This window comes from Sphingomonas abaci (genome assembly GCF_014199625.1).
GTDB lineage: Bacteria > Pseudomonadota > Alphaproteobacteria > Sphingomonadales > Sphingomonadaceae > Sphingomonas > Sphingomonas abaci.
In genome coordinates this window covers 93,854-116,477 of record NZ_JACHNY010000005.1, presented here as the reverse complement: position 1 = coordinate 116,477, position 22,624 = coordinate 93,854, and the positions used below count along the sequence as shown (strand labels likewise).

Genomic DNA, 22,624 nt, shown 5'->3' with positions numbered 1-22,624 from the left:
ATGCGACTGGTGGACGCCGCCGCGACCGAGGCGTTCGGCGCGCGGCTGGCGACGATGGTGCGAGCGGGCGACGTCGTCACGTTGAGCGGCGGGCTGGGCGCGGGCAAGACCAGCATCGCGCGCGGCCTGCTCGCCGCGCTTGGCCTGGCGGGCGAGGCGCCGAGCCCGAGCTTCGCGATCGTCCAGCCCTACCGGCCGCCCGAAGTGACGCTGCCGGTGCTGCATGTCGATCTCTACCGGCTCGACGATCCCGAGGAAGTCGAGGAACTTGGCCTCGAAGACGAGCGCGTTGACGGACTGTTGCTGGTCGAATGGCCAGAGCGGGCCGACCCCGCCGCCTGGCCCGAGGCGCTGGCGCTGACGCTGGCAATCGATCCGGCGGGCGGCCGGCGCTTGACAGCCGAGGTGCCGACGGCATGGGAACAGCGATGGCCGATATGATTCCGCCGGCGGGCGCCGCCGCCTTTCTCGCCGCCCATGGCTGGGGCGATGCCGCCGTCGCGCCGCTGGCCGGCGACGCCTCGTTTCGCCGCTATTTCCGCGTCACCGACGGCAGGCGCAGCGCCGTGCTGATGGACGCGCCGCCGCCGCACGAGGACAGCGCGCCCTTCGTCGCCATGGCCCGCTGGCTCGACGCCCGCGGCTTCCTGGCGCCGGCGATCCTGGCGCTCGACGCCGCGCAGGGGCTGGTGCTGCTTGCGGACCTGGGCGACGTGCGGCTGCGCGAGACGGTGGATGCCGATCCGTCCGTCGAGCAGGCGCTCTATGCGGACGCGGTCGACCTGCTGGTCGAGCTCGCCCGGCACCCGGTCGAGGGGCTCGAACCTTATGACCGCGCCGTGCTGCACCGGGAGGTCGCCCTGCTGCCCGAATGGTACGGCCCGGCCGTCGGGCTGGCGCTGGATGCGGACAGCTATCACGCGGCGTGGGACGCGGTGTTCGATCATGCGTTGGCGGCCGAGCCGGTGACCGTGCTGCGCGACTATCATGCCGAGAATCTGATGCTGGTCGGCAGCGCGCGGCGGCTCGGCCTGCTCGACTTCCAGGACGCGCTCGCCGGGCATCCTGCCTATGACCTCGTGTCCCTTCTCCAGGACGCGCGGCGTGACGTGCCGCCGTCGGTGGAGGCGGCGATGCTCGACCGCTATCGCGCAGCGACCGGCGCGGGCGAGGCTTTCATGGCAGCCTATCACGTCCTCGGCGCGCAGCGGAACGCCAAAATCGTCGGCATCTTCGCGCGGCTGTGGAAGCGCGATGGCAAGCCGCGCTATGCCGGCCTGTGCCCGCGCGTCTGGGCCTATCTGGAGCGCGACCTGGACCAGCCGGTGCTGGCGCCGGTCAAGCGCTGGTTCGACGCCAACATTCCCGCCGACCGGCGCGGCGATCCGCTGCGCATCGCGACCGGGACTGTTCCAGAGACCGGCGCATGAGCCGGCGGCAATGGCGGCTGCGGCCCGATCCGGGCGGCGCGGTGCCCCGGACGGCGATGGTGATGGCGGCGGGTCTCGGCAAGCGGATGCGGCCATTGACCGCGGTGCGCCCGAAGCCGCTGATCGAGGTGGCGGGCAAGCCGCTGATCGATCATGTGTTCGACCGGCTGAAGGATGCCGGCGTGGCGCGCGCGGTGGTCAACGTCCATTACCTGGCGGACACGCTGGAGGCGCACGTCACCCACCGGATCAAGGGGATCGAGGTCGCCATCTCCGACGAGCGGGCGCGATTGATGGAGACGGGCGGCGGATTGGTCCAGGCGCGCGGGCTACTCGGCGACGATCCGCTCTACGTCATCAACAGCGACAATCTGTGGATCGACGGCCCGGTCGACGCGCTGAAGCTGCTCGCCTCGCGCTGGGATGGCGACGCGATGGACGCGCTGCTTCTGATGGTGCCTTTGGCGCGCGCGCACAACCATAAAGGATCGGGCGATTTCCATCTCGCTCCCGATGGCCGGATCACGCGGCGGCGGCGGCCGGGGACGGTCGCGCCCTTCGCCTATACCGGCGTGCAGATCTTCCATCCCCGGCTGATCGCCGACTGGCCGGAGGGGCCGTTCTCGACCAACCTGTTCTGGGACCGGGCCATCGCGGCCGGGCGGGCGTTCGGCCAAGTGCATCAGGGCTTGTGGTTCGATGTCGGTACGCCGCGCGCGATCCCGCGGACAGAGGCGATCCTGCACGATGGCTGAGGCGCCCGCGGCCGCGCGGCCCCGGCTCTACACCATCCCCGCGCACCGCGCCTTCGCGGACGCGCTGGTCGCCGGGCTGATGCGCGGGCGCGACGTGACGCAACTGGCGCGTGGGCTGATCCTGCTGCCCAACAATCGCGCGGCGCGCGCGGTGACCGAGGCGTTCGTTCGCGCCAGCGGCGGCGGCCTGCTGTTGCCGCGCCTGGTGCCGCTGGGCGATCCCGACCTGGGCGAGGCGGTCGGCGCGGCGCTGGACGCAGCCGACGAGGCCGAGCCGCCGCCGCCCGCCATCGCCCCCTATGCGCGGCGGATGATCCTGGCGCGGCTGGTCGGCGAGGAACGCGCCCGCGCCGGCCAGCCGGTGCCGGCGGCCGAAGCGGTGCGCTTGGCCGGAGACCTGGCGCGCACGCTGGACCAGTTGCTGGTCGAGGAAGTGCCGCCTACCCGCCTCGCCGAACTCGATCTGGGCCCGGAGCTGACCGAGCATTGGCACCGCGCGCTCTCCACCTTCCGCATCGTGCTCGACCGCTGGCCGGGCGAACTGGCGCGGCTCGGCCGGATCGACGCGGCGGACCGGCGCGCCCGGCTGCTCGGCCGGCTGGAGGCGCGCTGGCGGACCGCGCCGCCGCCCGGCTTCGTCTGCGCGGCCGGCATCACCGACGCCGCGCCGGCGGTGGCGCGGTTGCTGCGCTGCGTGTCGGAGATGGCGGAAGGGCAGGTGGTGTTCGCCGGCCTCGACCTCGACATGGCCGGAGAGGAATGGGACGCGCTGGGGCCGCATCCGGCCGATCCGGTCACCGACCATGTGCCGCGTTCGATCGAGACGCATCCCCAATTCCATCTGAAGCAGATGCTCGACCGGATGGGCGTCGCGCGCGGCGAGGTGCGGGCGTGGCGCGGCGGGAGTCCGGCCGGCTCGGGCGCGGATTCCGATCCGGCGCGCGGCCGGGCGATCGCCAATGCGCTGGCGCCGGCCGAGTTCACCGGCCGCTGGACCCATCTCGCCGCCGCCGATCGCCGGCTGTCGGGCGTACGTGCGGTCGAGCTGCCGATTCCGGCCGACGAGGCGCAGGCGATCGCCCTGACGCTGCGCCAGGCGCTGGAGGAACCCGGCAAGACCGCCGCGCTGGTCACCCCCGACCGCGCGTTGGCGCGCCGCGTCGCGGTCCATTGTCGACGCTGGGGCATCGATGTCGCGGACAGCGCCGGGCAGCCGCTGTCGCTGCAACCGCCGGGCACGTTGCTGCTCGCGCTCGCGGAGGCGGCGGCGCAGCGCTTCGCGCCGCTGGCGCTGCTCGCCCTGCTCAAGCATCCGCTGGTCCGTGCCGAGGATCGCCTCCGCTGGCTGGACGGGGTGCGCGCGCTCGACCGGGCGCTGCGCGGGCCACGTCCGCCCGCCGGCCTGGATGGGCTGGCGCCCGACGGCCCGGCGGGGCATTTCTGGGCCGAGGCGAAGCCGGTGCTGGCGCCGGTCGGCCACACGTTCGACAGCGGCGCGCAACCGCTGGCGGGTTTCATCGCGTGCCTGCGCGAAGCGGCGCAGACGCTGTGCGGCGACGCGCTATGGTCGGGGCCGGCCGGGCGCGCGGCGGCTGACTTCATCGCCGACCTGGAAGCCGAGGCGGGGGCGGGGCCCGCGCTGGTCGAGCCGACCGAGATGCCGGCGCTGCTCCGCACCTTGCTGGACGAAGTGCCGGTCCGCATCCCCCCCGGCCTGGGGCATCCGCGTCTCGCCATCTACGGCCTGATCGAGGCGCGGTTGCAGACCGCCGACCTGATGGTCCTGGGCGGGCTGAACGAGGGGGTGTGGCCCGGCCGGCCGGCGCCCGACCCATGGCTCGCCCCACGCATCCGCACCGCGCTCGGCCTGTCCGGGCTGGAGCGGCGGATCGGCGTCGCCGCGCATGATTTCGCGCAAGGTCTGGGCGCGCCGCAGGTGCTGATCACCCGCGCCAGGCGCGACGCCTCGGCGCCCGCCCTGGCCTCGCGACTGTGGTTGCGGCTTCAGGCGATGGCCGGCGACCGCTTCGTGCGCGACACGGCGCTGGAGGGATGGACGCGGGCGCTCGACGATGCCGGCATCCCGGTGCCGGCCGAGCGGCCACATCCGTCGCCGCCGGTCGCGCAACGGCCGAAGGCGATTTCCGTCACCGAGGTCGACCGGCTGAAGGCCGACCCCTATGCCTTCTACGCGCGGCGCGTGCTGCGGCTGATGCCGCTCGACCCCGTCGACGCCGATCCGACCGCGGCCTGGCGCGGCACCGCTGTCCATGCGATCCTCGAAGCCTGGTGGACGGAGGATCGCTGCGCGCCGCACGCGCTGCGCCCGCGCGCGATGAAGATGCTCGCCGAGGCGGAGGTGCATCCCTTGCTCCGTGCGCTCTGGCAGCCCCGCCTGCGCGAGGCGATCGACTGGATCGCCGCCGAAGTGGAGGCGATGGCGGCGCAGGGGCGGCAGGTGCTGGCGGCGGAGGGCAAGGGCGCAATCGACATCGCCGGCGTCCGCCTGTCCGGCCGCTTCGACCGGATCGACCGGCTGGCCGACGGGTTGGGCATCATCGACTACAAGACCGGCAAGCCGCCGAGCGCGGCCGCGGTGCGAAGCGGGTTCAGCCTGCAACTCGGCCTGCTCGGCCTGATCGCCGAGCGCGGCGGGTTCGAGGGGGTAACGGGCCGCGCGACCGCGTTCGAATATTGGTCGCTGGCCAAGAAGCGCGACGCCTTCGGTTTCATCGAGAGCCCATGCGATGCGGCCGGCAAGCGCGACAAGATCGTGACCGACGAATTCGTCAGCATCGCCGCCGCCAACTTCACCGATGTCGCCGGCGAATGGCTGACCGGCGATGCGCCCTTCACCGCCAAGCTGGTGCCCGAATATGCTCCTTTCGCGGAATACGACCAGTTGATGCGTCGCGACGAATGGTATGGCCGTGACCGCTGAACTCCGTCCGCTTCCTCGGCTTAAGGGCCAGCAGGCCGCCGCCAGCGATCCGCATGCGCATGTCTGGCTGTCCGCCTCGGCCGGCACCGGCAAGACACAGGTGCTGTCCGCCCGCGTGTTCCGCCTGCTCCTGAAGGGCGTCGATCCGTCCGCGATCCTGTGCCTGACCTTCACCAAGGCGGGAGCGGCGGAGATGGCGCACCGGATCAGCCAGCGGCTTGCCGCCTGGGTGCGGATGGCCGACACCGACCTCGCCAACGACCTATACGCCCTGGGCGAAAGCGCCGATCCGGAGCAGCGCGCGCGTGCCCGCACGTTGTTCGCCAAGGTGCTCGACGCGCCGGGCGGGGGCCTGCGCATCCAGACCATCCACGGCTTCTGCCAGGGCCTGCTCGCCGCCTTTCCGGTCGAGGCGGGTCTGGCACCCGGCTTCCGCCCGCTCGAGGCGCGCGAGGAAGCCGTGCTGGCGCGCGAGGCGCTGGCGCAGATGCTGACGGAGGCCGAGCGCGAGGGACGGGGCGCGGTGGTCGACACGATCGGCGCGCTGAGCCTCAGGCTGGGCGAGGGCGGGGCGGAAGGATTCCTGATCGCCTGCGCCCGCTCGCTCGCCGCACTGGAGGCGCTGCCCGCGGGCATCGCCCCGTATCTGCGCCGCCAGCTCGACCTGCCGCCGGGCGATGTCGGCGAGGCGGTGGCGGCGGAATGCGCAACCTTCGACGAGGCTGCCTTGAAGCGTCTCGCCGCGCAGAACGCCGCCTGGGGCACCAAGAACGGCCTGGCCCGCGCCGATGCGATCGCCGCCTGGCTGGCCCGGGAGCCGGAGGAGCGCGCGGCGACGCTCGCCGACCTCCATGCAGTGTGGGCGCGCGCGGATGGGGAACCGCGCTCCTTCGCCAAGGGGCAGGCACCGCAGGAGGCGGACTATGCGGAGACCGCCAGCCGCTTCCATGGGCAATGCGCCGCGCTGCTGTCGCTGGCGACCCGTGCCGCATATGCCGATCTGCTGGCGGCGGGCTTGAGCGTCGGGCGCGACTATGCCCGCGCCTATGACCGGGCGAAGCGGCAGGTGGGGGGCGTCGACTTCGACGATCTGATCCGCGTCACCGTCAGCTTGCTCGAACAGCCGGGGGTGGGCGAGTGGGTGCGCTACAAGCTCGACCAGGTCACCGAGCATGTCCTGATCGACGAGGCGCAGGACACCAACCTGAACCAATGGCGCATCGTCAGCGCAGTGGCGGACGAGTTCTTCGTCGGGCGCGGCATCTATGCGCCGCGCACCCGCACGCTGTTCACGGTCGGCGACTGGAAGCAGGCGATCTTCGGCTTTCAAGGCACGAGCCCGATCAACTTCGCCTGGGCCGAGCGACGCTTCGGTGGCCGCGCATTGGAGGCGCTGGGCGATGATGACTGGCCCGAGCATGAGCGCGGCCTCCCCTTCGAGCGGCTGTCGCTGACCCACAGCTTCCGCTCGACCCGGGGCATCCTGCGCTTCGTCGACGCGGCGGTCGCCGCAGTGCCCGAGCCGGGGCTGGGCGCGATCGGACGGATGGAGGATCATGCCAGCGAGGTGGCCGGCCCCGGCCATGTCGCGCTCTGGCCGCCCGTCATCGCGGGCGGTTCGGAGGAAGACGAGGAAGGCTGGGTCGACGACGCCGTGCGCAAGCTGGCCGGCGATGTCGCCCGTGTGGTGCGGCGCTGGCTGGACGAGGGACTGGTGCTCGGGTCCAAGGCGCGGCCCTTGCGCCCCGAGGACGTGATGATCCTGGTCAAGCGGCGCGGCGAACTCGCCTCGTTGCTGGTCGCGCGCCTCTATGCCGAAGGCGTGCCGGTGGCGGGCGTGGACCGTCTGCGCCTCAATTCGCCACTGGCCGTGCAGGACCTGCTGGCGGCAGTCCGTTTCGCGCTTCAGCCCGACGACGACCTGTCGCTCGCCAGCCTGCTGGTTTCGCCGCTGATCGGCTGGAGCCAGGACGATCTGATGCGCGCCGCGCCGCGCACGCATGGCAGTTTGTGGCGGCACCTGACCCAGACCCTGTCCGAGGATCGCATCGCGCCGCTCCGGCTGATCCTCAACCGCGCCGACTTCACCACCCCCTATCAGTTCCTGGAGGAATTGCTGTCGGGGCCGCTGGGCGGGCGGCGCAAACTGCTGGCGCGGCTGGGCGCGGAGGCGCGCGATCCGATCGAGGAATTGTTGTCGGCGGCGCTGACCTTCGAACATATGACGACGCCGTCGCTCCAGCGTTTCCTCGACTGGTTCGATCGCGGCGACGTCGAGATCGTTCGCGATCCCTCCGCCCCGCTCGACGCGGTGCGGGTGATGACCGCCCACGGGGCGAAGGGATTGCAGGCACCGCTGGTGATTTTGGCCGATGCGACGGTCGATCCGACGCAGAGCCCGCGCACGACCTTGCGCTGGTCGCCCGAGCCGGGGGCCGCGCCCTTGCCCGTCTTTCCGCCCCGGGCGGCCGAGCGGGGCGGGCCGCTGGACGAGGTCAAGGCACAGGCCGAAGCGGCCGAGCTGGAGGAGCATTGGCGGCTGTTCTACGTTGCCGCGACGCGGGCGGAGGAACGGCTGGTGATCGCTGGCGCGCTCGGGCCGAAGGCCCGGGGCGCGCCGCCGCCGGCGAGCTGGTATGCCGCCGCCGCGCACGGGCTGGACACGCTCGGCGTTCCGGCGGGCGAGGGCGAGCGGGTCTATGCGGAGGGTGCGCCCGTCGCGGCCCGTCGCGGCGCGGTGATGGCTCCGGAGCTGGCGGAGCCCGCGCCGCTGCCCGACTGGAGCCGCACGCCCGCCCCGAAGGAGTCGCGTCCGTCGCGCCCCCTCGCGCCATCGGCGATGGGCGAGGACCTGGTCGCCGATCCGCCGCCGACCGCCGCCATGCGTGCCGCGGCGGAACGGGGCCGGCTGCTCCATGCCCTGTTCGAGCGCTTGCCAACGGTCTCGCCTGCGGCGCGGGTCGGAGCGGCCGAGCGATGGCTGGCAACCGCCGGAGCGGTGGCGGATGCGGACGAACGGGCGCGGTTGGCCCAAGCGGCGCTCTCGGTGATCGACGATCCGCGCTTCGCCGCGCTGTTCGGCCCGGACAGCCTGGCCGAGGCGCCGATCGCGGCGACGATCTCGGGTGGCTTCGTCGTGTCGGGCCAGGTCGATCGGCTGCTCATTGGCGATACGATTCGAGTGGTCGACTTCAAGACCGGCCGACGCGTGCCGGACGTGCCGCCCGACTATCATATCCGCCAGATGGCCGGCTATGTCGCGGCGCTTTCGGTTGTGTTCCCGGGGCGGCCGGTCGAGGCGTCGTTGCTCTACACGGCGGGGCCGCTGCTGGTCACGCTGACCCCCGACCAGATCGCCCGCCACAAGCCCGGCTTTCCCGCGGCGGAGCAAAGCTCTTCCGCCGGGGGTTGAGACGGTCCACGATTTTCCCCAGATCGACACGTACAAGGAGTCACATCATGCCCACCAAGACGATCACCGACGCCAGCTTCACCGACGACGTGCTGAATGCCGATACCCCCGTGCTGGTCGATTTCTGGGCCGAATGGTGCGGCCCGTGCAAGATGATCGGCCCGGCGCTGGAAGAGATTTCCGATGAGCTGGGCGAGAAGGTGACGATCGCCAAGCTCAACATCGACGACAATCCCGATGCGCCCGGCCGCTATGGCGTGCGCGGCATTCCGACGATGATCCTGTTCAAGGGCGGTGTTCCCGCCGCCACCAAGGTCGGCGCGGAGCCCAAGGGCCGGATCAAGAGCTGGCTCGAACAAGCGATTTGATCGCGTCTCCGGCCCTCCTCCGTGCAGGGGGAGGGACCGGTTCTTCCAATCAGGTGAGCGGGATCATGACATTGGCGGCATAGCCCGGCCGCGATTGCAGGCTTGCATACCAGCGCGCGACATGGGGGCGGTCGGGCCGCTCGATCGCGAGCGTGAACCAGCTATGTGCATAGACGCCCATCGGCACGTCGCCCAGGCCAAACGACTCGCCCGACAGCCAGGGCGTGCGTGACAATTGCTCGTCCAGGATGGCCATCATCGCGCCTGCTCTCGCGGCTGCGGCGGCCACCGCGTGCGCATCGCGCTCACGCTCTGTCTTGCGGACCAGGTTCACGAAGGCGTCGCGCTGCGCTTCGGCGAAGCCGAACTGCCAGTCCATCCAGCGATCCGCCAGCGCCCGGCTTGCCGGGTCCGCCGGCCATAAGCGCTCGCCGCCATATTTCGCCGCCAGGTAGCGCAGAATCGCATTGGACTCCCAAAGGGTGAAGCCGTCCGCCTCGGTGATCGTCGGGATCAGCGCATTGGGATTGAGCGCGAGATAGGCCGCATCCATCCCGAACGCCCCGCCGACGTCGCGGCGCTGATAGGCCAGGCCCAGCTCCTCGGCGAACCAGGCGACCTTCTTGACGTTGTGCGAGTTCAGCCGGCCCCAGAGCGTCAGCATCGCGTTCAGCTCCGATAATCGGCGTTGATCGAGATATAGCCATGCGTCAGGTCGCAGGTCCACACCGTGGCGCGGCCGTCGCCCAGGCCCAGGTCGACGCCGATCTCGACATGGTCGCCCTTCAGATGCGCGGCGACGGGCGCCTCGTCATAGCCCTCGACCGCCAGGCCGTCGCGCGCGACCTGTGTCGTGCCGAACCGGATCGCTAGCCGATCGCGCTCGGCCGGCTCGCCCGCCTTGCCGACGGCCATCACCACGCGGCCCCAATTGGCGTCCTCGCCGGCGATCGCGGTCTTGACCAAAGGCGAATTGGCGATGCTCATCGCGATCCGGTGCGCCGAGCGGTCGCTCTCCGCGCCCTCGACCTGAATCTCGATCAGCTTGGTCGCACCTTCGCCATCGCGCACCACCAGTAGCGCAAGCTGGCGGCAGAGATCGGCCAGCGCCGCGCGGAAGGCGTCAGCGCCCAGGCTGTCGTCGTCGACCAGCATCCGGTTGCCCGCCGCGCCGGTCGCGAACGCCAGCACCGTGTCGCTGGTCGACGTATCGCCATCGACGGTGATGCACGAGAAGCTGGGTGCGTTGGCGGCGCTCAGCGCGCGTTGGAGGAAGGGGGCGTCGACTGCCGCGTCGGTGAAGATGAAGCCCAGCATCGTCGCCATGTCGGGCGCGATCATCCCGGACCCCTTGATGATCCCGTTCAGCGTGACGCTGCGCCCGTCGACGATCGCGGTGACGCTGGCGCCCTTGGGATAGGTGTCGGTGGTGCCGATCGTCTCGGCGGCCGCCAGCCAGTCGCACGGCTGGGCCGCGAAGGCGGCGTCGAGCCCGGCCTCCGCCTTGTCGATCGGCAGCGGCACGCCGATCACGCCGGTCGAGGCGACGAACACGTCGGATGGCTTGCAGCCGAGATGCGCCGCGGCGCGCGCCGCCACCGCCTCCACCGCCGCGCGCCCGCGATGGCCGGTGAAGGCGTTGGAATTGCCGGCATTGACCACCAGCGCCCGGGCCTGGCCCAGGGTCAAGGCGGCGCGACACCATTCCACCTCGGGCGAGGGGCAGCGGCTCTGCGTCAGCACGCCAGCCACGCTCGTGCCCTCGGGCAGCGTCACATAGGTCAGGTCGCATCGGTCCCAGCTCTTGTACCGCGCGCGCGCGACATGGAGCGTGACCCCGGCGATCGCTGGCAGGGCGGGGAAGGGCGTGGCGAGCGGAGAGCGAGTCATGGCTCGCGCCATAATCGCGGGCGCGTCCGCGCACCAGACGCGACGTGCCGGTCGTGGGATGGACTGTTTACCCGCACGACCCTATGTCGTTCCACCGATGAACCTGCTCCTCCTCCTGTCGGCCCTGTTGTCCGCGCTCACCGGCATCGGTGGCAGCGTGCGCGCGCCCGACATGGCGCAGGCGGTCGCCGGGGCGCACGCAGCGGTGGCGGTGGCGCCCGCGCGGCGTCCGGGGGGCGCGGCCCGGCCGGCGCTGGCCATGCCGCGCCGCGCCGGGCAGGCGGCCCTGCCCTGGGGCCGCACCCTGGCGCTACAGGCGGTCGAGCCGATCTGGGCGACGCGTCGGCGCGAATAGCGCGGCCACTCGCTCCATCCGTCTCCTCTCTATTCCGCCGCGGCGCCGATCGGCCGCCTGCGGCCTCCCGTATCAGGAAGTCCCTCCATGTTCGGTGGCCTCGCCAAATCCATTTTCGGTTCGTCCAACGACCGCTACGTCAAGTCGCTCAACCCCCTGATCGCCAAGATCGCCGGCTTCGAGTCCGCCGTAAAGGCGATGGACGATGCCGAACTGGCGCAGCAGACCGTCCGCTTCCGCGAGCGGCTGGCGAATGGCGAGACTCTCGATCAGCTGCTGCCCGAGGCCTTCGCCACGGTGCGCGAGGCGGCATGGCGGGTCATGGGAATGCGCCATTTCGACGTGCAGATGATCGGCGGCATCGTCCTGCATCGCGGCGAGATCGCCGAGATGCGCACCGGCGAGGGCAAGACGCTGGTCGCGACGCTGGCGACCTATCTCAACGCCCTGCCGGGCAAGGGCGTCCACGTCGTCACCGTCAACGACTATCTGGCCAGCCGCGACGCGGCGCAGATGGGCCGGATCTACAATTTCCTGGGCTTGTCGGTCGGCACGATCGTGCCCAACCTGACCGACGAGCAGCGCCGCGCCGCCTATGGCTCGGACATCACCTATGGCACGAACAACGAGTTCGGCTTCGACTATCTGCGCGACAACATGAAGTACGAGCGGTCGCAGATGGTCCAGCGGCCCTTCAACTTTGCGATCATCGACGAGGTCGACTCGATCCTGATCGACGAGGCGCGCACGCCGCTGATCATCTCCGGCCCCACCGACGACAAGTCCGAACTCTATATCCAAGTCGATGCGGTGGTGAAGCGCCTGACCGCCGACGATTACGAGAAGGATGAGAAGCAGAAGTCGATCATCCTGACCGAGGACGGCACCGAGCGCGCCGAGCGGATGCTGGAACAGGCCGGGCTGCTCCAGGGCGAGAACCTGTACGATTTCGAGAATACGCAGGTGGTCCACCACCTGAACCAGTCGTTGCGCGCCAATATGATGTTCAAGCGCGACACCGACTATATCGTCAAGGACGGCAAGGTCGTCATCATCGACGAGTTCACCGGCCGCATGATGGACGGCCGGCGCTGGTCGGATGGTCTGCACCAGGCGGTCGAGGCCAAGGAGGGCGTCACGATCGAGCCCGAGAACCAGACCATGGCGTCGATCACCTTCCAGAATTATTTCCGCATGTATCCCAAGATCGGCGGCATGACGGGCACCGCGGCGACTGAGGCGGCCGAGTTCTACGACATCTACAAGATCAACGTCGTCTCCATCCCGACCAACGTGCCGGTGCGCCGCGTCGACGAGGAGGACGAATTCTACAAGGACACGCACGACAAGTTCCGTGCCATCGCCAAGAAGATCGGCGAGCATGCCGCCAAAGGCCAGCCGGTGCTGGTCGGCACCGTGTCGATCGAGAAGTCGGAGATGCTGAGCGAGTTCCTCGGCCAGGAGGGCGTGCCGCACAAGGTGCTGAATGCGCGCTATCACGAGATGGAGGCGCATATCGTCGCCCAGGCCGGCCGCAAGTCGGCGGTGACGATCGCGACCAACATGGCGGGTCGCGGCACCGACATCCAGCTCGGCGGCAATCTCGAATTCCGCATGAGCGACGAATATGGCGACCTGGACCCCGGCACGCCCGATTACGAGGCGGTGGCGGAACGCGTCCGCGCCGAGATCGCGGCGGAGAAGGCGGAGGTGCTGGCGGCGGGCGGCCTGTTCGTGCTCGGTACCGAGCGGCATGAGAGCCGGCGCATCGACAACCAGCTGCGCGGCCGTTCCGGCCGTCAGGGCGATCCGGGCCTGTCGCGCTTCTACCTGTCGCTGGACGACGATCTTCTGCGCATCTTCGGCCCCGACACACTGTTCGCGCGCATGATGCGCTCGAACATGGAGGATGGCGAGGCAATCGGCAGCAAGTGGCTGACCAAGGCGATCGAGACCGCGCAGAAGAAGGTCGAAGCGCGCAACTACGACATCCGCAAGCAGGTCGTCGAATATGACGACGTGATGAACGACCAGCGCAAGGTGATCTACGAGCAGCGATCCGACATCATGGATGCCGAGTCGGTCGACGACATGGTCGCCGACATGCGCGCCGAGACGGTCAACCTCATCGTCGGCGATGCCTGCCCGCCCAATTCCTATCCCGAGCAATGGGACGTGGCCGGCATGAAGGAGAAGCTGGCGGAGGTGCTGAACTTCCACCCGCCGGTGGACGCGTGGCTGCAGGAAGAGGCGATCGACCCCGAGATCGTCGAGAGCCGCGTGCAGGAGGCGGCCGACGCGATGGTCGCGGAGAAGGCGGCGACGCTCGATCCCACCACCTGGCAGCAGGTCGAGAAGTCGATCCTGCTCCAGCATCTCGACCATCACTGGAAGGAGCATCTGGCAACCCTGGACGCGCTGCGCCAAGTCGTCCACCTGCGCGCCTATGCGCAGAAGACGCCGATCAACGAGTATAAGCAGGAGGCCTTCTCGCTGTTCCAGCGGATGCTGGACCATATCCGCGAGGACGTGACGCGGACGATCGCCCACGCCAACTTCGCCTATCAGCCAGCGCCCGAACTGCCGGAGCTGCCCGATTTCCTCACCACCCATTTCGATCCGTTCACAGGTGAGGACAATACCAACGACGTGGATGCCGGCACGCGTGGCTTCGTCACGACGCAATTGCCGCCGCTTCAGATCATCCGGCCGGAATCGGCGGACCTGGGAGAGGACCCGTCGAGCTGGGAAGGCCGGGTCAGCCGCAACGCGCCGTGCCCCTGTGGCTCGGGCCAGAAGTACAAGCACTGCCACGGTGCGGTGACGGCATAAGGAAGGAGCTGATCACCCTCACTGTTCCCCGGCTAAGGCAGGGGGACAGTCGAGGGACGATCATGACTGCGGGTTGCATGCAGTCCTTGATCACCACCTTTCCAGCTGGAGCCCTGCCTTCGCAGGGAACAGAAGGGCGGGGGAACAAAAGAAAGGGCCGCCTGGATCGCTCCCGACGGCCCTATCTTTCGTCCGCGAACGGAGACGGATCAGCGGGCGCGCTGTTCCGGCAGTTGCACGGTCGGCCCGATCGATTCGACCACCTTGCGCGCGTCGAAGGCGCGGATGTTGTCGCGCGGGATCGGTCCCTTGCGCATCACGATCTCGGCCGTCGCCTCGTACCGGTCGATGGTGCGGACGTCGAAGTCGTTGCCCCACGGACCGCCCCCGAAACCACCACCAAAGCCGCCGCCGTACCACGGGTCCCAGCTCCGCCAGCCGAAGCCACGGCCCCAATAGCGCCACGACGGACCCCAATAGCCGCCGAAACCGCCATAGCCCCACGGACCGCCGACGCCCGGCGTCGAGAAGGTGCGGCTCTGCAGGTTGGTGTCGCGATCGGCCATGACGAAATAGTCGAAGCCCTGCTGCAACGTCAGCTCGGCGGCGCGGTAGAACAGATAACGCTCGACCGTATCGCGCGAGGTCACGCTATTGCCCGCGAAGCTCACCAGGAAGCGGCCCGGCTCGATCATCCGCTCGCTATAGCCCTGGCGGTTGAAGCCCTGGCCGGTCGCGGGGCGGTAGCGCGTCTCCGTCGCGCAGCCTGCGACCATCAGGGTTGTGGTGGCGAGTGCCGCCACCATGGCCTTGCGGCCCAAAGATAGTGCCATTTTCCACATCTCCGTTCGCGGCTCATGCGGCGAACCGCTTGGTCATAGCCGTTGGTGGCAGAACGGTCGATGAACGAACTCGGTCCGTCGCACTCAGTGAACGATTCGACATGCGGCCGATCATCAATCGCCGATCAGATGCACCGCGACCGACCGGCGATGCGGCTGCCTGCGATGTTCGAACAGGTACACGCCCTGCCAGGTTCCCAGCATCAAAAGCCCGCCAATCAAGGGGATGGAAAGCTGTGTCTGGGTCAGCGCGGTGCGCAGGTGCGCGGGCATGTCGTCCGGCCCTTCATCGTCATGCTCGTAATCGGCGCTCTCCGGCGCGATGCGCGCGAAATAGCGTTCGACATCGCGGCGCGCGGCCGGCGCGGCATTCTCCTGGATCAGCAGCGACGCGGAGGTGTGCCGGCAGAACAGGGTGAGCAGCCCGGCCTCGAACCGCTGGGCGCTGACCCAGTCGACCAGCCGGTCGGTCCATTCGTGCAAGCCCGCACCGGGCGTGTCGATAGTGATGAGGGTGGTGGCTTGGCGCATCGCCCGGCCATGCCCGAAAGCGTCGCCATGCTCCAGCCGCTTGGATGACCGCCTCGCCTTGTCCTATCAAGCCCCTATGGGGGAGGCACAAGAATGACGTTCGACCTGAGGATCACCATCGGCATGGCCGCCGCGGTGCTGGCAAGCGGGTGCCAGCGCCAGCCGGAACGCTATACGGCGGATCGCGACACCGCCATCTGCACCGACCGGTCTGGCCGGCGCGTGGCCGACAGCCAGTGCAGCCAGGCGCAGCGCCATGCCGGCGGGGGCGGCTTCGGCTGGTATTACCTCGCGCGTAACGCGACGCTGCCCTATCTGGGCGAGCGGGCGCGGGGTGGCTCCTATCGGCCGACCGCGTCGCGCTATGTCCGCGCGCCGGTCGCCAGCGCTGTCACACGGTCGGGCGCGGTGTCGCGCGGTGGTTTCGGCGGGTCAGGACGTTTCTTCGGCAGCGGCCACGCATGATCCGCCGCAGCATCGCCCCCCGCCGCGACTGGCAGGCGCTGGTCGAGGCCGAGGGACTGGTCTGGCACAGCGCCGAAGGCCAGCCCTATTGGGATGAATCCGCCTGCTACATCTTCACGGCCGCGCAGGTGGCCGAGATCGAGGCGGCGAGTGCCGAGCTCTACCGCCTGTTCCTGGCGGCAGGACAGGCAGTGGTGGACAGCGATCGCCTGCTCGACCGGTTCGCCATTCCCCGTCCGTTCCACGCCGCGATCCGCGCCGCCTGGGAGGCGGAGCCGCCCGCGCTCAATATCGGGCGGTTCGACCTGGGCTATGACGGCCGCACGCCGCCCAAGCTCTTCGAGTTCAACGGCGACACGCCGACCGCGCTGCTGGAGGCGGCGGTGGTGCAATGGACGTGGAAGGAAGCGGTATTCCCCGGGGCCGGGCAGTGCAACGCGCTGCACGAGGCGCTGATCGCCAAATGGGCGGACATCGCGCCCTGTCTGCCGGGGCCGGTCCATGTCGCGCATGTCGAGGACGACGCGGGCGAGGACAGCGTCACCGCCGCGTATCTGCGCGACACCGCGCGGGCGGCGGGTGTCGAGACGTTGCCGCTGCTGATCGAAGCGATCGGCTGGGACCATGACCGACGATGTTTCGTCGACGAGGCGGAGCGGCCGATCACGGCCTGCTGGAAACTCTACCCCTGGGAATGGCTGGCGCAGGAGGCGTTCGCGCCGATGCTGCTGGACAGCCTGGAGCGGGGCACGCTGTGGATGGAGCCGGTCTGGAAGATGCTCTGGTCGAACAAGGCGATCCTGCCGATCCTGTGGGAGATGTTCCCCGACCATCCCAATCTGCTCCCCGCCAGCTTCGCCATCCCGTCCGGCGACGCCGTCGCCAAGCCGCTGCTGTCGCGGGAGGGGGCGAATGTCTCGATCCGCCGGGGCGGTGCGATCCTGGCGGAGCGGGACGGCGAATATGGCGACGAGGGCTATGTCTACCAAGCGCTCTATCCCTTGCCGGAACCGGTGCCGGGATGCTTTCCGGTCATCGGCAGCTGGATGGTCGATGGCGCGCCCGTCGGCATCGGCATCCGCGAGGATGGCCTCATCACCGGCAACACGGCGCGCTTCGTGCCGCATATCGTCGAAGGCTAAGGGGGCGGCGCGAAACGCGGCACGGCAAAAATCGCCTGCGTAACGATTTTCTGCAAAAACAGGCTTGCGCCATTTTTCCCGCCCTTTATAGGACCCCGCACGGCAACGATCCCTGATAGCTCAGCGGTAGAGCTCTCGACTGTTAATCGAGCGGCCGTAGGTTCGAATCCTACTCAGGGAGCCACCTTTTCTCACAGAAAAGCTGGCCTTTTGCCGAAGGCGAAGCGCGCTGCGCCGTCACCATACTATATGCCGCATGAAACAGCATAAAGTCGCGGTCAGGCTTAAATCGGCGTTAACCCTGGTGGTCTAGCCCTGAACGCCATGATCCGTCGCGCCTCGCCAAATCCACTCATGCGGCCGCTACCCCGGGATGCGCTTAGCCTCGGCATGCCGCGTGCGGCGCTCCTATCGGCGCTGACCGTGCTAGTTGCGGCGGTAATCCTGCGGCGTGGACAGTTCGGCAATCCCATCGCCGGGCTAGACGAGCAGCTTTATCTCCTGGCCGGGCAGCGGATGTGGCATGGCGAGCTGCCCTATGTCGCGATCTGGGATCGCAAGCCGTTTGGCCTGTTCCTGCTCTTCGCCGCGATTCAGGCGATCCCAGGCAATCCGTTTCTGATTGCGCAGCTCGTGGCCACCGGCTTTTCCGCGGCGACGGCCTGGGTGTTGGCGCTATTCGCGCAACGCTGGACTGGGTGGGGGCCGGCGACGCTGACGGGGCTGTTCTACCTGGCCGGAGAAATCGAGCTGTGGGGCGATACCACCCAGTCGCCGGTCTTCTACAATCTGGCCGTCGCCGCCGCTGCCCTGCTGACGTGGCGCGCGTCGCGACCAGGCAATCGGGAAGGGGCCGATACAAGAATCATCGCCGCCATGCTGCTCGCCGGGCTGGCAGTGCAGGTGAAGACCAATGCGGTTTTCGAGGGGACCTTCTTCGCGCTCTGGCATCTGGGAAGCCGCTGGCGGGCTGAGCGCGACGCCATGAATCTCGCACGTCGTACCGCTTTGCTGGCCGTCGTCGGCGCGTCGCCGACGCTGGCGGTGATGGCCTTCTATGCCGGTATCGGCGCGTTCCCCGCCTGGTGGCAGGCTAATGTCCTGTCGATTCTCGCCAAGGGACGACCGCAGGATGCGGCGGTCGCGGGCATGTTCACCGAAACCTGGCTGCTGATCCTGCCGATCGTCGTCCTGACCCTATTCGGCTTATGGGTGCGGATGCGCGGGCGCACCGGGATCGATGCGGACAGCGGCTTCATGATCGGTTGGGTCGCGGCAGCGGCAGTCGATTTCATCGCGATCGGGGGCTATTATCCGCATTATGCTTTGCCGTTGCTGCTCGCGGCATCGCTGCCGATCGCGCACGCCTTCGCATTCGGGCGGATCGGCAAGGCGGTCTTCGTCCTGGCGCTCCTCTGGCCGCTGGCGCATACCCAGATCTTCATCCCGCGCAGCGGCGCGCGCGATCGCGCGATTGCCGAACAGGTCCGCGCCGCGATCCCGGCCGATGTGCGGACGCGCTGCCTCTTCGTCTTTGAGGGGCCGGTCGCCTATTATCAGTTGACCGATGCCTGTCGCGTCACCCGCTACCCGTTTAGCGCGCACATCAGTTCACGGCGTGAGGCGGCGGCGCTGGGCGAGCCGCCGCGCGTGGCGCTGGATGCGGCCATGTCGCGCCGACCGGGAACGGTCATCACCGTCACCGCACCGGCACGGCCAGACCGCAATGCGGCCATGGAGGCGCGCCTGCTCGGGGATCTACACCGGGATTACCGCCCGATCGCGTATCGGCCGCATCGCTTCTTCACGACGAACGAGACCCTGGTCATCTGGCGGCGAAACGACCTGCGATAGCGCCCGCGGGTCAGGCGATGAACTGTTCCATCGTGATCCGGTCGTCCAGCGCATGTTCGGGGTCGAACAACAGGGTCAGCTCGCGTGCCCGGTCGATGCAGACATCGACGCTGGCGACGTCGCGGATCTCGCGCTGGTCGGCGACCGCGGAAACCGGGCGCTTCTCGGTATGGATGGCGCGGATCGTGATGCGCGCCTTTTCCGGCAGGATCGCCCCCCGCCAGCGGCGCGGGCGGAAGGGGCTGATCGGGGTCAGCGCCAGCAGGTTCGAGCCGAGCGGCAGGATCGGCCCCTGCGCCGAAAAATTATAGGCGGTCGATCCCGCCGGCGTCGCCACCAATATGCCGTCGCAGGCCAGTTCGGGCAGGACGACGCGGTTGTTCACCGTGACCTCCAGCTTGGCGGTCTGGCGCGTCTCGCGCAGCAGCGACACTTCGTTGATCGCCGGCAGCACATGGATGCGCCCGTCCGTGCCGGTGATCGTGCATTGCAGCGGCGTGACCTTGAACGGTCGCGCCATGTCGAGCCGCGCGTTCAGGCCGTGCAACTGCCACTCGTTCATCAGGAAGCCGACCGTGCCCAGGTTCATGCCGAACACGGGCACCGGCGGCTTGCGCCGTTCGAGCATCCGGTGAAGCGTCTGGAGCATGAAGCCGTCGCCGCCGAGCGCGACGACCATGTCGGCCTCCTCCCAGTCGACCCAGTCAGTCGCATCCGCCAGGGATTTCGCCGCCTGCTGCGCCTGCGCGGTCGGGGAGGCGAGCAGGGCGCGCCGGGGATATCGGGTCATCCGCCAGTGACGCTCATGTGCCGGGCCACGGCGGGGGAGGCGCCAGCGGTGATCTGGAAATCGTGCCGCGCGGGCTTGCGCGCGAGACCCTGGTCGATCGCGGCGTCGAGAGCGGGCAGCCCGCCCTCGCGCAGCGCATGCTTCAGGTCGACCTGGTCGTCATGGCCCAGGCACAGGTACAGCTTGCCCTCGGTGGTCAGGCGCACACGGTTGCAGCCGTCGCAGAAATTGGCGGTCAGCGGCGAGATCAGCCCCAGCCGCGTGTCGCTGCCCTCGACGCGCCAGTAGCGCGCCGGTCCGCCGGTCCGGTGCGTGTCGCGGACCAGGGCGAAGCGGCGTTGCAGCGATTCCATGGCCACGGTCAGCGGCAGGAACCGGTCGACCCGGTCCTCGTCGATGGCGCCCAGCGGCATCGTCTCTATCAACGACAGGTCGAGGCCCTCGTCGACGCACCATTGCAGCAGGTCGGGCAGTTCGGCGTCGTTCAGCCCCCTGAGCGCGACCGCGTTGATCTTGACGCGGAGCCCGGCCGCCTGGGCCGCGCGGATGCCGGCGAGCACCTGGTGCACGTCGCCATGCCGGGTGATGTAGCGGAACCGGTCGGGATCGCGCGTGTCCAGGCTGACATTGACGCGGCGCACGCCTGCGTCGACCAGGGTCGCGGCATGGTCGGCCAGCCGCGTGCCGTTGGTGGTTAGCGTCAGCTCGTCCAGACCATCGCCGACCAGCCGGCCGATGCGGCGGATCAGCTCGCCCACGTCGCGGCGGACCAGTGGCTCGCCGCCCGACAGGCGGATCTTGGTGACGCCGCGCGCGACAAAGCGTTCGGCGATGACCGCGATCTCCTCGAGTGCCAGCAGCGCCCGGCGCGGCAGGAAGGTCATGGTCTCCGCCATGCAGTATCGGCAGCGGAGGTCGCAGCGATCAGTGACGGAGATGCGCAGATAGCGGATGGCGCGGCCATGCGCATCGATCAGCGCGGGCTCGGCAGGGACAGCATGGTTCACCATCGCCGTAACGCGCTACGCAGGGACAGGCTCCGTCGCAAGCCGGGATTGCTTGCCGCCGAGCACGAAAGGACGCAAAAAGGTGCCGATGAGCGATAGCAATCCCAGCGGCCTGGTCGCCCGGCCCTCGCCGCCCATGGACGGCGGCCCGGGTGGCCGCGTGGCGGTGATCGACGCCCGCGGGCGCGGATCGCGAGTTGCGCAATCGGTGCAATCGGCGGCGCTGCGCGGTCCGGTGCTGGTGCTGGCGGACACGCTGGAGGATGCCGGCGTGCTGGTGGCGGCCGGAGCCACCCATTTCCTGATCGACCCGTGCGAGCCGGATGCGATCGCGCTGGCGGTGCGCGCCGCCGGGGGCAGCGTGCCGCAACGGTCCAGCCCCGGCGCCAATGGCGCGCCGGGACCGCTGCATCGCTGGCTGGCGGGACGCCTGGCCAATGGGGCGAATTGCGCGGTGGCGGCGGTTGCGCTGTCGCGGCTCGACCTGGCCAACGCCGCGCATGGCCGGGGGCGCACCGATGCCGCGATCGCCGCCGTGCTCGAGCGGCTGAGCCTTGCGGTCGCGGGCCATGCGATCATCGCCCGGGCGGGCGGCGAACATGTGCTGCTGGCGATGGAGGATGGCAGCACCGACCATATGCTGGCGATCCTGGGCGAGGAACTGACCCGCCCGGTGCTGGTCGGCGGCGCGCGGGTGATGCTGGGCAGCCGTGTCGGCGTCGCCACGCCGGAGGCCGGCGACGATGCGGAGGCGATGATCCGCCGCGCCTATCAGGCGCTGCACGGCGCGCGCGGCAGCGACGGCGCCACCATCCATCTCGCCGAGCCGGAGGGCGTGGCGCCGCTCGACGCGCTGGCGGTGGACCTGCATCTGGGCCTGTCGCGCGGCGAGATCGGCGTGGTGTTCCAGCCGCAGGTCGAGGTGGTCAGCGGCCGGATCGTCGGGGTGGAGGCGCTGGCCCGCTGGGATCATCCGCGTTGGGGCGCGCTGGGGGCCGCCACGCTGTTCGCCGCCGCCGAGCGCGCCGATCTGGGCATCGCCCTGTCGGACCAGATCCAGGCTTTGGTCCTGTCGCGCGCCGCTGCCTGGCCACGCACGCTCGGCGCGCTGCGCCTGTCGCTCAATCTGACCGCCGCCGACGTCGCGCGCCGTGGTTTCGCCGCGACGTTTCTCGAACGGGTCGATGCCAGCGGCTTCCCGCGCGGTCGGTTGACGGTGGAGCTGACCGAGACGGGGATGATTCGCGAGATGACGACGGTCGCCGGCCTGCTTGCGGAACTGCGCGCGGCCGGATGCCGGGTTGCGATCGATGATTTCGGCACCGGCTATTCCAGCCTCGCCTACCTGAAGGCGCTGCCGCTCGATTATGTGAAGCTCGACAAGGCGCTGGTGGACGAGATCGCGGGCAGCCCGCGCGACCGGGTGGTGGTGCGCGGCGTGATCGACATCGCCCGCGCGCTGGGGCTCGCGGTTATCGCCGAGGGGGTGGAGACGCCGGCGCAGCTCGCGCTGCTCTCGGCCGAAGGATGCGGCTGGTATCAGGGCTTCCTGTGCGCCGGACCACTGCGCGAGGACGAACTGGTCACCCTGGTGGAGCAGGCGCGATGATGATGATGCCGATGGTGGTGATCGCGGCGGCGGCGGTGCAGCCGGGCAGCGTCGCGGCGGCGATGGCCGACAGCGCCGCCGCCTGGAACCGGGGCGACCTGGCGGGATTCATGGCTGCCTATGCCGAGGATGCGGTGTTCGTCACGGCCAAGGGGTTGGTGCGCGGGCGGGCGGGGATCGCCGCGCGCTATGCGCCGTCCTTCCGGTCGGGCGGCAATGCGCGCGGCACCCTGTCGTTCGCGACGCTGCACGAGCGCCCGATCAACGCCACGCACCGCCTGCTGATCGCGCGCTGGACGCTGACGGGCCGGGATGGAGTGGAAACCGGCCTGACGTCGCTCATGTTCGAGCGCCAGGGCGGGGTCTGGCGGATCGTCAGCGATCATAGCAGCTGAACCGGT

19 protein-coding genes and 1 tRNA gene are annotated in these 22,624 nt (G+C 69.6%); 14 read left to right on the top strand and 6 right to left on the bottom strand.

What is annotated here, in order from left to right:
- Genes tsaE through trxA form a run of 6 tightly spaced genes read left to right on the top strand, consistent with a single transcriptional unit; the run spans nucleotide 1 to nucleotide 8,906 of the window.
- Entirely contained in the window at nucleotides 1-441 is a 441-nt protein-coding gene (gene tsaE / locus GGQ96_RS12860; protein WP_184115763.1) for a tRNA (adenosine(37)-N6)-threonylcarbamoyltransferase complex ATPase subunit type 1 TsaE, read from the top strand.
- A complete protein-coding gene (locus GGQ96_RS12855) occupies nucleotides 438-1,430 on the top strand; it encodes an aminoglycoside phosphotransferase family protein (protein ID WP_184115765.1) in 993 nt (330 codons plus the stop codon). Before tsaE ends, GGQ96_RS12855 begins: the two co-directional genes overlap by 4 nt.
- Entirely contained in the window at nucleotides 1,427-2,185 is a 759-nt protein-coding gene (locus GGQ96_RS12850; RefSeq protein ID WP_184115370.1) for a nucleotidyltransferase family protein, read from the top strand. Before GGQ96_RS12855 ends, GGQ96_RS12850 begins: the two co-directional genes overlap by 4 nt.
- The gene (locus GGQ96_RS12845) at nucleotides 2,178-5,126 is read left to right on the top strand and encodes a PD-(D/E)XK nuclease family protein (protein ID WP_184115368.1); all 2,949 of its coding nucleotides are present in this window, start codon (nucleotides 2,178-2,180) and stop codon (nucleotides 5,124-5,126) included. The genes GGQ96_RS12850 and GGQ96_RS12845 overlap by 8 nt, the downstream gene beginning before the upstream one ends.
- Nucleotides 5,110-8,538, top strand: a complete 3,429-nt coding sequence (gene addA / locus GGQ96_RS12840) for a double-strand break repair helicase AddA (RefSeq protein ID WP_184115366.1) — start codon at nucleotides 5,110-5,112, stop codon at nucleotides 8,536-8,538. The genes GGQ96_RS12845 and addA overlap by 17 nt, the downstream gene beginning before the upstream one ends.
- Before the next feature lie 47 nt (nucleotides 8,539-8,585).
- Entirely contained in the window at nucleotides 8,586-8,906 is a 321-nt protein-coding gene (trxA, locus tag GGQ96_RS12835; protein ID WP_184115364.1) for a thioredoxin TrxA, read from the top strand.
- A gap of 49 nt (nucleotides 8,907-8,955) precedes the next feature.
- Here the strand turns inward: trxA and GGQ96_RS12830 are convergent, their stop codons facing one another.
- Complete coding sequence (locus GGQ96_RS12830; RefSeq protein ID WP_184115362.1) at nucleotides 8,956-9,570, bottom strand: glutathione S-transferase family protein; 615 nt, start codon at nucleotides 9,568-9,570, stop codon at nucleotides 8,956-8,958.
- Between the two features lie 5 nt (nucleotides 9,571-9,575).
- Complete coding sequence (gene argJ, locus GGQ96_RS12825) at nucleotides 9,576-10,796, bottom strand: bifunctional glutamate N-acetyltransferase/amino-acid acetyltransferase ArgJ (protein WP_184115360.1); 1,221 nt, start codon at nucleotides 10,794-10,796, stop codon at nucleotides 9,576-9,578.
- Between the two features lie 97 nt (nucleotides 10,797-10,893).
- On the opposite strand from argJ, the gene GGQ96_RS12820 reads away from it, so the two are divergent.
- Nucleotides 10,894-11,151 carry a hypothetical protein gene (locus GGQ96_RS12820; protein WP_184115358.1) on the top strand — a complete coding sequence of 86 codons (258 nt, stop codon included), beginning with the start codon at nucleotides 10,894-10,896 and terminating at the stop codon, nucleotides 11,149-11,151.
- Nucleotides 11,152-11,238: 87 nt separating this feature from the next.
- Nucleotides 11,239-13,983 carry a preprotein translocase subunit SecA gene (gene secA, locus GGQ96_RS12815; protein ID WP_184115356.1) on the top strand — a complete coding sequence of 915 codons (2,745 nt, stop codon included), beginning with the start codon at nucleotides 11,239-11,241 and terminating at the stop codon, nucleotides 13,981-13,983.
- A 209-nt stretch (nucleotides 13,984-14,192) separates the two neighbouring features.
- Here secA and GGQ96_RS12810 read toward each other — a convergent pair whose 3' ends face one another.
- Entirely contained in the window at nucleotides 14,193-14,816 is a 624-nt protein-coding gene (locus GGQ96_RS12810; protein ID WP_184115349.1) for a CC0125/CC1285 family lipoprotein, read from the bottom strand.
- A 123-nt stretch (nucleotides 14,817-14,939) separates the two neighbouring features.
- On the bottom strand, nucleotides 14,940-15,356 hold the full coding sequence (locus tag GGQ96_RS12805) for a secondary thiamine-phosphate synthase enzyme YjbQ (protein ID WP_184115347.1): 417 nt from the start codon (nucleotides 15,354-15,356) through the stop codon (nucleotides 14,940-14,942).
- A gap of 93 nt (nucleotides 15,357-15,449) precedes the next feature.
- On the opposite strand from GGQ96_RS12805, the gene GGQ96_RS12800 reads away from it, so the two are divergent.
- From GGQ96_RS12800 to GGQ96_RS12785, 4 genes are all read left to right on the top strand, one after another.
- Nucleotides 15,450-15,821 (top strand): hypothetical protein, encoded by a 372-nt coding sequence (locus GGQ96_RS12800; RefSeq protein WP_184115345.1) that lies wholly within the window; start codon nucleotides 15,450-15,452, stop codon nucleotides 15,819-15,821.
- A complete protein-coding gene (locus GGQ96_RS12795) occupies nucleotides 15,818-16,963 on the top strand; it encodes a glutathionylspermidine synthase family protein (RefSeq protein ID WP_184115343.1) in 1,146 nt (381 codons plus the stop codon). Before GGQ96_RS12800 ends, GGQ96_RS12795 begins: the two co-directional genes overlap by 4 nt.
- 109 nt (nucleotides 16,964-17,072) lie before the next feature.
- A tRNA-Asn gene (locus tag GGQ96_RS12790) sits at nucleotides 17,073-17,147 on the top strand.
- Between the two features lie 206 nt (nucleotides 17,148-17,353).
- Nucleotides 17,354-18,817, top strand: a complete 1,464-nt coding sequence (locus GGQ96_RS12785) for a hypothetical protein (RefSeq protein ID WP_184115341.1) — start codon at nucleotides 17,354-17,356, stop codon at nucleotides 18,815-18,817.
- A 10-nt stretch (nucleotides 18,818-18,827) separates the two neighbouring features.
- On the opposite strand, the gene GGQ96_RS12780 is transcribed toward GGQ96_RS12785, so the two are convergent.
- Together GGQ96_RS12780 and moaA are read right to left on the bottom strand one after the other, a co-directional pair.
- Nucleotides 18,828-19,607: an NAD kinase gene (locus GGQ96_RS12780; protein WP_184115339.1), complete on the bottom strand. Its 780-nt coding sequence runs from the start codon at nucleotides 19,605-19,607 to the stop codon at nucleotides 18,828-18,830.
- Entirely contained in the window at nucleotides 19,604-20,617 is a 1,014-nt protein-coding gene (gene moaA / locus GGQ96_RS12775; RefSeq protein WP_184115337.1) for a GTP 3',8-cyclase MoaA, read from the bottom strand. The genes GGQ96_RS12780 and moaA overlap by 4 nt, the downstream gene beginning before the upstream one ends.
- Before the next feature lie 85 nt (nucleotides 20,618-20,702).
- On the opposite strand from moaA, the gene GGQ96_RS12770 reads away from it, so the two are divergent.
- Nucleotides 20,703-22,223 carry a GGDEF domain-containing phosphodiesterase gene (locus tag GGQ96_RS12770; protein WP_184115335.1) on the top strand — a complete coding sequence of 507 codons (1,521 nt, stop codon included), beginning with the start codon at nucleotides 20,703-20,705 and terminating at the stop codon, nucleotides 22,221-22,223.
- Nucleotides 22,220-22,618, top strand: coding sequence for a YybH family protein (locus GGQ96_RS12765; protein WP_184115333.1), 399 nt, complete (start codon nucleotides 22,220-22,222; stop codon nucleotides 22,616-22,618). Before GGQ96_RS12770 ends, GGQ96_RS12765 begins: the two co-directional genes overlap by 4 nt.
- The last annotated feature ends 6 nt before the right edge of the window (nucleotides 22,619-22,624 follow it).